At 63.9% G+C, this 16,150-nt stretch carries 4 protein-coding genes (1 of these 4 running past the window's edge); 3 read left to right on the top strand and 1 reads right to left on the bottom strand.

The window, feature by feature from the left end; translation table 11 throughout:
• Positions 1–2: 2 nt before the first annotated feature.
• On the bottom strand, positions 3–1,136 hold the full coding sequence (locus tag BBF94_RS02250) for a cupin-like domain-containing protein (protein WP_065257432.1): 1,134 nt from the start codon (positions 1,134–1,136) through the stop codon (positions 3–5).
• Positions 1,137–1,263: 127 nt separating this feature from the next.
• On the opposite strand from BBF94_RS02250, the gene BBF94_RS02245 reads away from it, so the two are divergent.
• The 3 genes from BBF94_RS02245 to BBF94_RS02235 all read left to right on the top strand — a co-directional run.
• Positions 1,264–2,001, top strand: a complete 738-nt coding sequence (locus BBF94_RS02245) for a thioesterase II family protein (protein ID WP_065257431.1) — start codon at positions 1,264–1,266, stop codon at positions 1,999–2,001.
• Positions 2,002–2,157: 156 nt separating this feature from the next.
• Positions 2,158–14,568, top strand: coding sequence for a non-ribosomal peptide synthetase (locus BBF94_RS02240; RefSeq protein ID WP_065257430.1), 12,411 nt, complete (start codon positions 2,158–2,160; stop codon positions 14,566–14,568).
• On the top strand, positions 14,568–16,150 hold the 5' end (the start) of the coding sequence (locus BBF94_RS02235) for a non-ribosomal peptide synthetase (protein ID WP_082302352.1). It continues 13,474 nt past the right edge of the window; 1,583 of the gene's 15,057 nt are visible here — the first part of the coding sequence; its start codon is at positions 14,568–14,570; its stop codon lies beyond the right edge, outside the window. Before BBF94_RS02240 ends, BBF94_RS02235 begins: the two co-directional genes overlap by 1 nt.

Genomic DNA, 16,150 nt, shown 5'->3' with positions numbered 1-16,150 from the left:
GCTTACCAGCCCCGACCGGAATTCACCCAAAAGTTGACGGACAGTGAAGTCGACACCGACTCCACCTGATGGAACCAGCCTTCGGGCAGGAACAGCAGATCCCCGGCCTCCAGGGTCACGCGCAGGAATGTCACGTCGCGTGCGCCGGGAAAACGCTCGTAGTCCGGCGCATCCGGGTTGAAATCGCAGCCGTCCAGACCACCCTCCGGTGCGGTGGACCAGGTGCCCAGCGCTTCGCGATGGTGGGGCGCGGCGAGGGTGAATTTCTTCTGGCCCCAGACCTGGGCGAACAGGTTGTCGGAGTCATCGCGGTGCAGCGGCGTCAGCGTGCCCTTGGGGCCGATCCAGATCCGTGGCGCAATGAACAGCGACGCATCGAAGTAGGGCGGGTATTGAATCTGCTGCATCAAGGCGCTCGGCAGGATGTTGTTGCCCATGTACGCCGGCGGCTCGCCGTCCTTGCCCTTGACCGCCGGGCTGTCCAGCGAAGCGATGAAATCGGCCATCGAGGTGGAGCGAAAATCCCGTTCGGTGGAAAAGGTTTTCTTCACGTAGTCGCCATGGCGGGTGATGCCTTGCAGTTCGGCGAAATGCACCAGTGATTCTTCGCGGCTGAGCCGGAACAGCGGCCAGTCGTGCAGGGCATGGCTGATGACCACCGGCGTGCCGTAAGGCAGGTAGTGTTCTTCGAATGCCTGGCGCGACAGTTCGCTGCGCGGTCGGCGTTCGACGACGGTCTGCACAGGCCGTGCGGCGGTGATGGTTTCACTGTGGCGTGGCGGTGTCGGGTAGCGCTTGTTCATGTCGACTTTCTGCGTCGGCGCACCACCGTAACGGGCATGGTCGATGATCTGCGGCAGCATCGTCGCCAGGCCCATGTTGCCGCCGATCTTCAGCCGACCGCTGGCGAACAGTTCTTCGACGTTGGCGGTGCCGGTCATGATCCCGGCAAAGTCGTTCGGTGCCACCTCAATGGTCACGTCCGGACTCGGGTGTCGACCGGCTTCGGTGCGGGAGCTGGCCTTGACCTCGGACCAGTACGCCTGCTGCGGACCAAAGACGAATTGAAAAACGCCTTCGATGCCGACGGCACCGGCGTTGGCGAACAGCTTGCCCAGAATGCTCTGCAGGTCCACGGTGAATCCTCGTTGTTGTTTTGGTCTGAACGGTTAACGAGGCTTTGCGGGGGAAATTTAGCCGCCGCCGACTAATTTGCCCGACCGTTGATCCGTACCCTTTTGAAGAGACTTTTTCGAGGGAAACGTGGTGACCAAGCTGACCCTGCTGTGCCTGCCGTACTCCGGCGCCAGTGCCATGGTCTACAGCCGCTGGCGGCCCAAACTGCCGCAATGGCTGCAACTGCAGCCGGTGGAACTGCCCGGGCGCGGTGCACGGTTCGACGAGCCGCTGCACACCGACATGCGCGTGCTGGCCATGCAGTTGGCCAAGGAATTGCGCCCGACACTCAAGGCTCCGTATGCCTTGTTCGGCCACAGTCTGGGCGCCTTGATGGCGTGCGAAATCGCCCACGCGCTGCGAGCGCTGGGGTGCCCGGAACCCGTGGCGCTGTTCGCCTCGGGCACCGCCGCACCAACCATGCGCGCCGAATACGACCGGGGTTTTGCCGATCCCAAGACAGACGCCGAGCTGATCGACCAGCTGCGCACACTCAACGGCACCAGCGAAGAGGTGCTGGCCAACGAAGAGCTGATGAGCCTGACCTTGCCGATCCTGCGTGCGGACTTTCTGCTCTGCGGCAGATTCCAGCCATTGCAGCGCCCGCTGCTCAAGTGCCCGGTGCACGTGCTGGGCGGCAAGGCTGACAAGGCCACCACCGAACAGTTGATCGGCTGGAGCAAGGAAACCTCGGGCAGCTTCTCGGTGGACATGCTGGCCGGCGGGCATTTCTTCATTCATGAACATGAAGCCAGGGTGCTCAAGGTGATCAAGGATCAACTTGAAGTGCATCACCGGCGCCACAGCTTGATGGCTGCCGTCTAGCCCGACCTCCAACTCATCCTGAAAACTGTGGGAGCGGGCTTGCCCCACAGTTGCTTCTGACACTTCTTCTCAATCGCTAATTTTTCAGGTCTGGATTCGTTTTATAGGGACGACGTGCCTTTGTGCTTCTTGCCTACTGAATCCGGATCCCAAGAAATGAATGCTGATGACTCCTTGAAACTCGCTCGCCGGTTTATCGGGTTGCCGCTGGAAAAGCGCCAGATGTTCCTCGCCGCCCTGCAACGCGAAGGCGTGGATTTTTCAAGGTTTCCGATTCCGGCCGGGGTCGAGGCCGAGGATCGCAAGGCGCTGTCCTACGCGCAGCAGCGCATGTGGTTTCTCTGGCATCTCGATCCGCAAAGCGGTGCCTACAACCTGCCGGCGGCGGTGCGCCTGACCGGTCGCCTGAACCAGGCCGCGCTGGAGCAAGCCTTCGCCAGCCTGATCGAGCGACACGAAACCCTGCGCACGGTGTTCCGGCAGCAGCCCGACGACAGCCTGCTGCAAGTGCCGCTGCAACAGCCGCTGGACATCCAGCGCATCGACCTCGGCGATTTGCCTGCCGCCGAACGTGAAACCCGCGTGGCCGCCGCCGCGCAGGAACAATCGCTGCTGCCGTTCGACCTGGCCAACGGCCCGCTGCTGCGGGTGCGCCTGTTGCAGCTGGGCGAGCAGGAACATGTGTTGCTGCTGACCCTGCACCACATCGTGTCCGATGGCTGGTCGATGAACGTGCTGATCGACGAATTCTGCCGCTTCTATGACGCCCATGATCAGGGCCGTGCTGCCGACCTGCCGCCGCTGGCGGTGCAATACAGCGACTACGCCCTGTGGCAACGCCGCTGGCTGGAAGCGGGTGAGCAACAGCGTCAACTCGACTACTGGCTGGCGCAGATGGGCGACGAACATCCGGTGCTGGAGTTGCCGGTGGATCATCCGCGCCCGGTGCTGCCGAGCAATCAGGGCCGGCGCCTGGAAAGCGTGGTGGACGCTGCGCTGGTCGAGCAATTGCGCGGCATCGCCCGCCAGCACGGGGTGACGCTGTTCATGCTGTTGCTCGCCACCTTCAATATTCTGCTGCACCGTTACACCGGGCAGAGCGACCTGCGCATCGGCGTGCCGATCGCCAACCGCAACCGCCGGGAAATCGAAGGGCTGATCGGCTTCTTCGTCAACACTCAGGTCCTGCGCGTGCAACTGCACGGCCAGACCGCCTTCGCCGATCTGCTGCGTGATCTCAAGGAAACCGCCCTCGGCGCCCAGGCCCATCAGGACCTGCCGTTCGAACGACTGGTCGAGGCGCTGAAACTGGAACGCAGCCTCAGCTACAACCCGCTGTTCCAGGTGATGTACAACCACCAGCCGGAAGTCGCCGATGTCACCACGCTCAAGGTTGGCAGCGGTCTGGAGCTGGGCGTTATCGAATGGGAAAGCCGCAGCACCCAGTTCGACTTGAGCCTGGACACCTACGAGAAGGGCGGGCAGCTGCACGCGGCGTTCACCTACGCCACGGATCTGTTCGAGCCTGAAACCATCGAGCGCATGGCGCGCCACTGGACCAACCTGCTGCGCAGCATCGCCAGCGATCCGCAGCAGCGTGTCGGTGACCTCGCGCTGTTGGAATCGACCGAGCTCACACAACTGACCAAGGATTGGGGTCGCCACGACGCGCAATGGCCGAGCGAGCGCCCGGTGTATCAACTGTTTGAAGCCCAGGCCGAACTGACACCGGATGCCGTCGCGCTGATTTTCGATGACCAGCGACTGACCTATCGCCAGCTCAACGCCCGGGCCAATCGTCTGGCGCGCACGCTGCTGGCGCAAGGCGTCGGCCCGGAGGTGCTGGTGGGCGTGGCGGTGGAGCGCGGACTGGAACTGATCGTCGCGATTCTCGCCGTGCTCAAGGCCGGTGGCGCTTACGTGCCGCTGGATCCGCAATACCCGCGTGATCGCCTGCTGGGCATGATCGAAGACAGCGGCAGCCGCTTGCTGCTGACCCAAAGCCATTTGCTCGAGCGTTTGCCGGTGCCGCAGGACGTCCTGAGCCTGTGCCTGGATCAACATGAAGTATGGGAAAGCCCTGACGAAAGCAATCCGCAGCGCACCGTGTGGGCCGACAACCTGGCCTACGTGATGTTCACCTCCGGCTCCACCGGTCGCCCGAAAGGCGTCGGCATCAGCCACGGCGCCCTGAGCAAGCACGCATTTGCCTCGCAGCATTACTACGGCCTGAGCGCCGCCGATTGCGCGCTGCAATTCGCGACGTTCAACTTCGATGCCTTCGGCGAGCAACTGTTCGGCCCGCTGACCTGCGGCGCTTCGGTGGTGCTGCGCGGCAATGAGGTGTGGGACAGCGAAACCCTGTACCGGAACATTGTCGAGCACGGCATCACGGTCATGGACCTGACCACTGCTTACTGGAACATGATCGCCAAGGAATTCGCCGCTGCTGGCCCGCGTGACTACGCGGCACTGCGCCAGGTGCACAGCGGTGGTGAAGCGATGCCACCGGAAGGCGTACAAGCCTGGCGTCAGGCCGGTCTTGAGCACGTCCGATTGCTCAACACCTACGGCCCGACCGAAGCCACGGTCACCGCCACCACCCTCGATTGCAGCGACTACGTCTTCGGTCGCCAGCCGTTGCCGCTGACAATGCCGATCGGTCAGCCGCTGCCGGGTCGTCATACGTATCTGCTGGACGCCGACGGTCAGCCAACCCCGGTCGGTGTGGTCGGCGAGTTGCTGATCGGCGGTGAGTTGCTGGCGCGTGGTTATTTCCAGCGCGCCGACCTGACCGCTGAACGCTTTATTCCCGATCCGTTTTCCAGCACGGGTGCACGCCTGTACCGCACCGGCGACCTGGCGCGTTACAACGCTCATGGCCAGATCGAATACGTCGGTCGCGTTGACCATCAAGTAAAGATCCGGGGCTTCCGCATCGAACTCGGCGAAGTCGAAGCGCGCCTGCTGGAACTGAGCGATGTCAGCGAAGCCGTGGTGCTGGCGGTGCAGGGCGGCAGCAGCCTGCAGCTGGTGGCTTATGTGGTGCCGAAAGACGCGTCGGTGGTCGCAGCAGACGCCGATGAACAGGGCGCGGCGCGGGAAGCGATCAAGGCGCAGCTCAAGGACAGCCTGCCGGACTACATGATCCCGACGCAGCTGCTGTTCCTTGCCGAATTGCCCCTGAGCCCCAACGGCAAACTGGACCGCAAGGCCTTGCCGGCGCCGGACGCCAGCCAGATGCAGCAGGCGTTCGTCGCGCCGCGCAGCGAGCTGGAACAGACAATCGCCAACATCTGGCAGGACGTGCTCAAGCTTGAACAGGTCGGCCTTACCGACAACTTCTTCGAGCTGGGGGGAGACTCGATCATCTCGATTCAGGTGGTCAGCCGCTCGCGTCAGGCCGGGATTCATTTCAGCCCCCGCGACCTGTTCCAGCACCAGACCGTGCAAGGCCTGGCCAGCGTGGCGCGGCAGGGCAGCGGCGACGTGAGCATTGATCAGGGCCCGGTGACCGGCGAGTTGCCGTTGCTGCCGATCCAGCAAGTGTTCTTCGAGGATGAAATTCCCCAGCGCCAGCACTGGAACCAGGCGGTGTTGTTGCGCAGCCACCAGACCCTGAATGCCGAGGCGCTGCTGCAAGCGCTGAACGCGTTGGTCGCCCATCACGATGGCCTGCGGTCGCGTTTCGTCGAAGACGCTCAAGGTTGGCGTGCCGAGGTGGCAGCGCTGGCGCACGACCCGGAGCTGTTGTGGACTGCCGACAATCTCCCCGATGCCGATGTGCAAGCGCTGTACGCCAAGGCCCAGCAAAGCCTGAACCTGCAAGACGGCCCGTTGCTGCGCGCCGTGTTGGCGACCGTTGCCGATGGCAGCCAGCGCCTGTTGCTCGCGGTGCATCACCTGGTGGTGGACGGTGTTTCGTGGCGCATTCTGCTGGAGGACCTGCAGCTGGCTTATCAACAGGCTGCACAAGGTTCTGTCATCAAGCTGCCGGCGAAAACCAGCGCCTACAAGGCTTGGGGCGAGCATTTGCAAGCTTATGCCGCGACCGAAGCACTGCAGGCTGAACTCGGATTCTGGAAGCAACAACTCGACGGCGCGGCACTGGATCTGCCTTGCGATAACCCGCAGGGCAGTCTGCAAAGCCGCCATGCCCTGGTGCTGCACAGCCGCCTCGACAAAACCTTCACCCAGCAATTGCTGCAACAGGCCCCGGCCGCTTATCGCACGCAGGTTAACGACCTGCTGCTGACCGCGCTGGCGCGGGTCATCAGCCGCTGGACCGGCTACGCCGACACCCTGATCCAGCTGGAAGGCCACGGTCGTGAAGACCTGTTCGACGATGTCGACCTGACCCGCACCGTCGGCTGGTTCACCAGCCTGTTCCCGGTGCGCCTGACACCGGCGGATTCCTTTGCGGCGGCGATCAAGCAGATCAAGGAACAACTGCGCGCCATTCCGAACAAGGGCATCGGTTTCGGCGTGCTGCGCCATCTCGGTGACGCCGCCACCCAGGCCAGCCTCAAGGCGCTGGCGATGTCGCGCATTACCTTCAACTACCTGGGCCAGTTCGACGGCAGCTTCGATGCCGAGGACGGTGCGTTGTTCAGCCCGGCTGGTGAAAGCGCCGGACTGGAGCAGAGCCTCGATGCGCCGCTGGATAACTGGCTGGGCGTCGAAGGTCAGGTCTATAACGGCGAACTCGACCTGCGCTGGACCTTCAGCCGCGAGCAATTCAACGAGGCGACCATCGCCGGGCTGGCCGAGGATTACGAGCGTGAACTGCAAGCATTGATCCGCCATTGCTGCGAGGCGGATTCGATGGGCGTGACGCCGTCGGACTTCCCGCTGGCGCACATCGATCAGGCGCAACTGGACGCGATCCCGGTGCCGGCCGCCAATATCGAAGACCTCTATCCGTTGTCGCCGATGCAACAGGGCATGCTGTTCCACACCTTGTACGAGCAGGGCACCGGCACCTACATCAACCAGTTGTGCGTCGATGTCGACGGCCTCGATCCCGAGCGTTTCCGTGCGGCGTGGCAAGCGACCATGGACGCCCACGACATCCTGCGCAGCGGTTTCATCTGGCAGGGCCAATTGCAGGAACAACTGCAAATCATCCATCGCCAACTGACGTTGCCGTACACGCTGCTCGACTGGCGCGAGCGCAGCGACATCGCTCAGGCCCTCAAGGATTTCACCGCTGCCGATCTGGCCGAAGGTTTCGACCTGACCCGGCCCGGGCTGCTGCGGGTGACCCTGATTCGCATCGACGACAACCGCCATCACCTGATCTTCACCAACCACCACATCCTGATGGACGGCTGGAGCAGCGCGCAGATGCTTGGCGAAGTCCTGCAACGTTATGCCGGGCAGCAACCGCCGCGTCCGGTCAGCCGTTATGCGGATTACATCCAGTGGCTGCAACGTCAGGACGCCGCCGTCAGCGAAGCGTTCTGGCTGCAACAACTGGCGGATTTCCACGAGCCTGCGATGCTGGCGCAGGCCGCTGCCGGCGGTGGCGAGGTGCGCAGCGAAGTCGGTCACCGGCTCAAGCATTACGAGCTCGATGCACCGCGCACCGCTCGATTGAACGCCTTCGCCCGTGAACAGAAAGTCACCGTCAACACCCTGGTGCAAGCCGCGTGGCTGCTGCTGTTGCAGCGTTACACCGGCAACGCCTGCGTGGCGTTCGGCACCACCGTGGCCGGGCGTCCGGCGGAACTGGTGGGCATCGAGCAGCAGGTCGGCCTGTTCATCAACACCTTGCCGGTGATCGCCGGCAGTCGTCCCGATCAGACCGTGGCCGCGTGGCTGGCAGCCGTACAGGCGCAGAACCTGTCGCTGCGCGAGTTCGAGCACACACCGCTGGCGAACATCCAGCGCTGGGCCGGGCAGGGTGGCGAGTCGTTGTTCGACACGCTGCTGGTATTCGAAAACTTCCCGATTTCCGAAGCCTTGCAACACGGCACCGCCCGAGGCGTGGTATTCGGCGAAGTGACCAACCAGGATCAGACCCACTATCCGCTGACCCTCGGCGTGACGCTGGGCAAAACCCTGGCGCTGCACATGAGCTTCGACCAGACGCATTTCAGCGTCGCCACCGTCGAGCGCCTGAGCGCGCAGTTGCTGCACCTGCTGGAACAATTTGCCGAATCCGCCGGACGTCGTCTCGGTGAAATCGCCCTGGCCACTGCCGACGAACAGGCGCGGCAGCAGGCGCAAAACCATCCGCAGGCGTATCCGGTCGATATCCCGGTACACCAGCGCTACGCCCGATTGGCGGCGCAGCAACCGGATCGCACGGCGGTCATTTTCGATGGCAGGCATTACAGCTACGGTGAACTGGATGCCCGGGCCAACCGTCTGGCCCATGAACTGGTGGCCCGTGGCGTGCGCGCCGAAGTGCGGGTCGGCGTGGCGATGCCGCGTGGTGAAGGTCTGATCGTTGCCCTGCTCGCGGTGCTCAAGACCGGCGGCGCTTATGTGCCGCTGGATACGAGCTACCCGCGCGAGCGTCTGGCGTACCTGATGCAGGATTCCGGTCTGACGTTGCTGCTGACCGACTCCCGTGTGTCGGCGCAACTGCCGCTCGACGACGCCATGAGCGTGCTGGAACTCGATCGCCTCGACCTCAGCGGCCATTCGGCACAGGCGCCGGTGGTGGCGCTGGATCCGGACAATCTGGCCTACGTGATCTACACCTCCGGTTCCACCGGCAACCCGAAAGGTGTCAGCGTCACCCACGGGCCGCTGGCGATGCACTGCCAGGCCATCGGCGAGCGCTACGAAATGCGCGACAGCGATTGCGAATTCCATTTCATGTCGTTCGCCTTCGACGGCGCCCATGAGCGCTGGCTGACCAGCCTGACCCACGGCGGCTCGCTGCTGATCCGCGACGACAGCCTGTGGACCCCGGAGCAGACCTATAACGCGATGATCGAACACGGCGTGACCGTGGCCGCGTTCCCGCCGGTGTACCTGCAACAGCTGGCCGAACACGCCGAGCGCGTGGGCAATCCGCCGCAGGTGCGCATCTACTGCTTTGGCGGCGATGCGGTGCCGAGCGCCAGCTTCGAACGGGTCAAACGTGCGCTGAACCCGGAATACATCATCAACGGTTACGGCCCGACCGAAACCGTGGTCACACCGCTGATCTGGAAGGCCGGTCGCGAAGTGCCGTGCGGCGCCGCCTATGCGCCGATCGGCAGCCGCATCGGCGACCGCAGCGCCTACGTGCTCGACGCCGATCTGAACCTGCTGCCCCAAGGTATGGCCGGCGAGTTGTACCTCGGTGGCAGCGGCGTGGCCCGGGGTTACCTGAATCGCCCGGCGATGACCGCCGAGCGCTTTGTGGCGGATCCGTTCAGCACGACCGGTGGTGTGCTGTACCGCACCGGCGACCTGGTGCGCCAGCGCCCTGACGGCACCTTCGATTACCTGGAGCGTATCGACAATCAGGTAAAGATCCGGGGTTTCCGTATCGAACTGGGCGAGATCGAAGCCCGTCTGCAAGCCCTCGATGGGGTGCGCGAAGCGGTGGTCGTGGCGCAGGAAAGCGCCGGCAGCAAACGACTGGTGGCGTATGTGGTCGGCGACTCGCAACAGACGGATTTCGCCGAGCAATTGCGAGCGCAACTCAAGGCCACATTGCCGGCGCACATGGTGCCGGCCTACGTGCTGACCCTCGAGCGCATGCCGCTGACACCGAACGGCAAACTCGATCGCAAGAACCTGCCGAAGCCTGACGTCAGTCAGTTGCAGCAAACCTACGTGGCACCGCAAAGCGCGCTGGAGCAGCAACTGGCAACGATCTGGCAGGACGTGCTGAAGCTGGAGCGCGTCGGTCTGACCGACAACTTCTTCGAGCTGGGCGGCGATTCGATCATCTCGATCCAGGTGGTCAGCCGTGCCCGTCAGGCCGGATTGCGCTTCACCCCGAAAGACCTGTTCCAGCACCAGACCATTCAGGCGCTGGCCAATGTGGTGCAGACCGGCGAAGCGGTGCAGCCGATCGATCAGCAACCGGTGACCGGTGAAACCGCGTTGCTGCCGATTCATCAGTGGTTCTTCGCGCAGTCGATTCCTGACCGTCATCACTGGAACCAGTCGGTGATGCTCAAGACCACTCAAGCGTTGGATGCGGCTGTTCTTGAGCAGGCGCTGGATGCCGTGGTGGCGCATCACGACAGCTTGCGCCTGGCGTTTGTCGAGCAGGCCCGGGGCTGGACGGCGCAGTACCGCGATATCGAAAACCAGGCAGGCGAAACCGTGTTGTGGCAGGTCGAGGTCGCCGATCTGGCGGCCCTCGAAGTCCTCGGCAACAAGGCCCAGCGCAGCCTGCAACTGAGCGACGGTTCGCTGATCCGCGCGGTGCTGGCGAACCTTGCCGATGGCAGCCAGCGTCTGCTGCTGGTGGTTCATCACCTGGTGGTGGATGGCGTGTCGTGGCGGATTCTGTTCGAAGACCTGCAAAGCGCTTACCGGCAGATTCAGTCGGGTGCAGCCTTACACCTGCCGGCCAGGACCAGTGCGGTGAAAGCCTGGGCCGAAGCCTTGCAGGACTACGCCGGCAGTGCGCCGTTGCAAGCCGAGCTGGGCTACTGGCAACAGCAACTGCAAGGCACATCGAATGCATTGCCGTGCGACAACCCGCAGGGTGGTCAGCAGCATTGCCAGGCCATGGCGATCCGCACGCCGCTGGACAAAACCCTGACCCGCCAGCTGTTGCAGGAAGCCCCGGCGGCCTACCGCACTCAGGTCAACGACCTGTTGCTGACCGCATTGGCCCGGGTGATGGTGCGCTGGACCGGCGACGACCATGTGCTGGTGCAACTGGAAGGGCACGGTCGCGAAGACTTGTTTGATCACGTCGATCTGACCCGCACCGTGGGCTGGTTCACCAGCCTGTTCCCGGCAAAGCTGACCCCGGTCGCTGACCTCGGCACCTCGCTGAAGCAGATCAAGGAACAACTGCGGGCGATCCCGAACAAAGGCATCGGCTTCGGCGCTCTCGCGCACCTGGGCGACGACCACGCCCGGGCGACCCTGCAAGCGCTGCCGACGCCGCGCCTGACCTTCAACTACCTGGGCCAGTTCGACGGCAGTTTCGAGGCCGGCGACGCTGCGCTGTTCGTGCCGACCAGCGAGTCCGGTGGCGAAGAAGTGAATATGCAGGGGCCGCTGGGCAGCCCGCTGGCCCTCGACGGCAAGGTGTTCAACGGCGAGCTGGACCTGAGCTGGACCTTCAGCCGCGAGATGTTCGAGCCGGCGACCATCCAGCGCCTGGCCGACGACTATCTGCAAGAACTGACCGCCCTGATTGCCCATTGCTGTGACCGCGCCAACCGTGGCGTGACCCCGTCGGACTTCCCGCTGGCGACCCTGACCCAGGCCCAGCTCGACGTGCTGGCGCCGCAACCGCAGGCCATCGACGACATCTACCCGCTGTCGCCGATGCAGCAGGGCATGCTGTTCCACACCTTGCTCGAACACGGCAACGGCGACTACATCAACCAGATGCGCCTGGACGTCGATGGCGTCGACCCGCAGCGTTTCCGCGCCGCGTGGCAAGCGGTGGTGGATGCCCATGACATCCTGCGTACCGGATTCGTCTGGCAGGGTGATCTGGAGCAGCCGCTGCAAGTGGTGCAGCGTCAGCTCGACGTGCCGTTCCGCGTACTCGACTGGAGCGGCCAGGCCGACCTCGATGCCGCACTGAAAAAACTCGCCGATGACGAACGTGCCCAAGGCCTGGACCTGACCCGCGCACCGTTGCTGCGGCTGGTGCTGGTGCGCGTCGCCGAAAACCGGCATCACCTGATCTACACCAACCATCACATCCTGATGGACGGCTGGAGCAGCGCGCAGTTGCTCGGTGAAGTGTTGCAGCACTACAGCGGCGAAGCGGTGCCGCGTCCGACCGGGCGTTACCGCGATTACATTGCCTGGCTGCAGCGTCAGGATGCTGCAACCGCCGAAGCCTTCTGGCTGGCGGCGCTGGGCAACCTGCAGGAGCCGACCCGTCTGGCCGATGCCATTGCGCGGCCGAATGCCGGTCTGCCGAGTGCCGGTTACGGCGATCATTTCCAGGTACTCGATGCCGGTCTGACCCAGCGTCTGGGCGAGTTCGCCCGGGCCTCGAAAGTCACCGTCAACACCCTGGTGCAAGCTGCCTGGCTGCTGCTGTTGCAACGCTACACCGGCAAGGATTGCGTGGCGTTCGGCGCCACTGTCGCCGGGCGTCCGGCGGATCTGCCGGGGGCCGAGCAGCAGGTCGGTCTGTTCATCAACACCTTGCCGGTGATCGCCGCGCCGCAAGCGCAGCAGAGCCTGGCCAGCTGGCTGCAGGCCGTGCAGGCGCAGAACCTGGCGCTGCGCGAGTTCGAACACACGCCGCTGGCGCAGATCCAGCGCTGGGCCGGGCAGGGCGGTGACGCGCTGTTCGACAGCCTGATGGTGTTCGAGAACTACCCGATCGCCGAAGCGCTGGAGCACGGCGCACCGCAAGGCCTGCGATTCGGTCCGGTGGAGAACCACGAGCAGACCAACTACCCGTTGACCCTGCTGGTGCATCTGGGGGTCGAACTGTCGGTGCACTTCAGCTATCAGCGCGACAGCTTCGCCGATGCCAGCGTGGCGCAACTGGGCGCGCACTTGCAGCGTCTGCTTGAGCAAATGACCGAGGCGGGCGAGCGCTCGCTCAGCGAGTTGCATCTGCTCGAAACGGCTACGGTTCACAGCGATTTTGTCACCGACCTGTGCATCCACCAGAGCATCGCCCGTCAGGTGGCCGCAACCCCGAATGCGCTGGCCGTCACCTTCGCCGACACGCAGTTGACCTACGCCGAACTGGATGTGCGGGCCAACCGCCTCGCGCACAAGCTGATCGAACTCGGCGTCGGCCCGGAAGTGCGGGTGGGCGTGGCATTGCCACGTTCCGAGCAGTTGCTGATTGCCTTGCTGGCGGTCCTCAAGGCCGGCGGCGCCTACGTGCCACTGGACCCGGACTACCCGGCTGACCGCGTGGCGTACATGCTCGAAGACAGCCGTGCGCGAGTGCTGCTGACGGAGCAGGAACTGGCTGCCACGTTGGCCGTGCCGTCCGACACGCAAGTGTTGTTGCTGGATCAAGTTGAACTGCACGGCTATCCGGATCAGGCACCGCAAACCGCAGTGATACCGGACAACCTCGCCTACGTGATCTACACCTCCGGCTCCACCGGCAAGCCGAAAGGCGTGGCGATTGCCCATCGCAACGTCATGGCGCTGATCGACTGGTCGGCCAAGGTCTACCGCCGCGAAGACATCCAGGGCGTGCTGGCCTCGACCTCGGTGTGCTTCGACCTGTCGGTGTGGGAGCTGTTTGTGACTCTGGCCAACGGCGGCTCGCTGATCATCGCCCGCAACGCGCTGGAACTGCCGCAACTGCCGGCGCGGGATCAGGTGCGCCTGATCAACACCGTGCCGTCGGCGATCAACGCGCTGCAACGGGCCGGGCAGATTCCGCCGGGCGTGCGGATCATCAACCTGGCGGGCGAGCCGCTCAAGCAAGGGCTGGTGGACACGCTCTATCAGCAGCCGGACATCGAGCATGTCTACGACCTGTACGGCCCTTCGGAAGACACCACTTACTCGACCTGGACCCGCCGCACTGCCGGTGGTCAGGCACGCATCGGTCGGGCCCTGGATCACTCCGCCAGTCATTTGCTCGATGCCGATCTGCAAGCGGTGCCGCAAGGCGTGTCGGCCGAACTGTATCTGTCCGGCGCCGGCGTCACACGCGGTTATCTGGGCAAAGCGGCGATGACTGCCGAGAAGTTCGTGCCCCATCCGTTCGCCCGCAACGGCGAGCGCCTCTATCGCACCGGTGACCTGATCCGTCAGCGCGAAGACGGCGAACTGGAGTACATGGGCCGGATCGACCATCAGGTGAAAATCCGCGGTTTCCGTATCGAACTGGGTGAAATCGAAGCACGCCTGCTGGCGCAACCGGGCATCAGCGAGGCGGCCGTGCTGGCGGTCGAGGCCGACGGCGGCGCGCAACTGGTGGCCTACGTGGTCGCTGCGCAACTGGACGTGTACGACGGTGAAGCGCAGCGACAACGGCGCGACGGACTAAAGACTGGCCTCAAGTCTTCGTTACCTGACTACATGATTCCCGCGCACCTGCTGTTCCTCGAGCAGTTGCCCCTGACTCCCAACGGCAAGCTCGACCGCAAGGCGCTGCCGACGGTGGATGCCAGCCAGATGCAGGCCGCATATGTCGCGCCGCAATCGGAGCTCGAACAACAGGTCGCGGCAATCTGGCAGCAAGTGCTCACCGTGGAACGCATCGGTCTGAACGACCATTTCTTCGAACTCGGCGGGCACTCGCTGCTGGCGGTCAATGTCGTGTCGCGCATCGCCCTTGAACTGGGCCTGACGTTGACGCCGCAACTGCTATTCCAGCACCCCGTCCTGGGCGACTTTGTCGCTCGACTCGATACAGGAGGCGGGGCAATCAACGAACAGAAACTGAACAAGCTGGAAGCCCTGCTTGACGAAATGGAGGAGTTCTGATGGACACGAGTGTTGCTTTGAGGATTGCCAAGCGCTTTATCACTCTGCCGCTGGACAAACGTAAGCTCTACCTGGAAAAGATGCTCGAAGAGGGCGTCTCGCCGGCCAACCTGCCGATTCCGGAAACTCGCTCAAGCTTCGAGGCGATCCCGCTGTCCTACGCCCAGGAACGCCAGTTGTTCCTGTGGCAGATGGACCCGCACAGCACCGCGTACCACATCCCCAGCGCCTTGCGCTTGAAGGGCATGCTGGATGTCGCGGCGCTGGAACGCAGTTTCAACGCGGTGGTTGCCCGCCACGAAAGCCTGCGCACCACGTTCGTCGAGCAGGGTGAAACCTTTTGCCAGCAGGTTCACGAGCAGATGCCGCTGAGCATCACCGTCGAGGCGCTGGCGCCCGGCGAGGACGCCGACGCCGCGATCAAGGCTTTCGTCGAGCACGAAACCGCGCGCCCGTTCAATCTGCAACAGGGTCCGTTGTTGCGAGTGTCATTGCTCAAGGTCGGCGAAGACGATCATGTGCTGGCGCTGATCCAGCACCACATCATCTCCGATGGCTGGTCGATGCAAGTGCTGGTGGGCGAGCTGATCAAACATTACGCCGCCGACACCGGCGGCCAGTCCCTGAACCTGCCGCCGCTTGCGGTGCAGTACGCCGACTACGCGATCTGGCAACGCCACTGGCTGGAGGCCGGCGAGCGTGAACGGCAACTGAAATACTGGATCGACACCCTTGGCGGCGAACAGCCGGTGCTGGAGTTGCCGATCGATCATCCGCGCCCGGCGGTGCAGAGTTTCCGGGGTGCACGCCTCGATCTGAACCTGCCGACCGCGTTGAGTGATGCCCTCAAGCAACTGGCCCAGCGCGAAGGCGCCAGCCTGTTCATGGTGCTGCTGGCATCGTTCCAGGCCTTGCTGCATCGCTACAGCGGCCAGTTGCAGATCCGCGTCGGCGTGCCGACTGCCAACCGCAACCGGGTGGAAACCGAAGGCCTGATCGGCTTCTTCGTCAACACCCAGGTCTTGAGCGCGGACGTCCACGGACAACTGCCGTTCAATCAATTGCTGGCCCAGGTCAAGCAGTCGGCGGTGGCTGCCCAGGCCCATCAGGACCTGCCGTTCGAGCAACTGATCGAAGCCCTGCAACCGGAACGCAGCCTGAGCCACAGCCCGGTGTTCCAGGTGATGTACAACCACCAGGCGGTCAACGACCAGACCCGGCGTCAGAGTCAGGTGCAACTGCCGCAACTGAGTGTCGAGGACATCGTCTGGGAGGGCCGCACCGCGCAGTTCGACCTGACCCTCGGCACCTACGAATCCGGCGACGGCGTGGCGGCGGAGCTGACTTACGCCACCGACCTGTTCAAGCCGCAAACCATCGAACGCCTGGCGCGTCACTGGCTGAACCTGTTGCACGGCATTGTCGCCGCGCCGCACCAGCGCGTCGGCGAACTGCCGCTGCTGGAAACCACCGAACATCAAGTGTTGTTGCAGGACTGGAAACGCGTGGTCGATCACGCTGCGCCGGCCCCGTGCGTGCAGCAACGCATTGCTTTGCAGGCCGAGCGAACCCCTGAAGCCAC

Source organism: Pseudomonas bananamidigenes, from assembly GCF_001679645.1.
Taxonomy (GTDB): Bacteria; Pseudomonadota; Gammaproteobacteria; order Pseudomonadales; family Pseudomonadaceae; genus Aquipseudomonas; species Aquipseudomonas bananamidigenes.
Note: the sequence above shows the minus strand (reverse complement) of the source record. Positions and strands in the feature narration are given on the sequence as shown.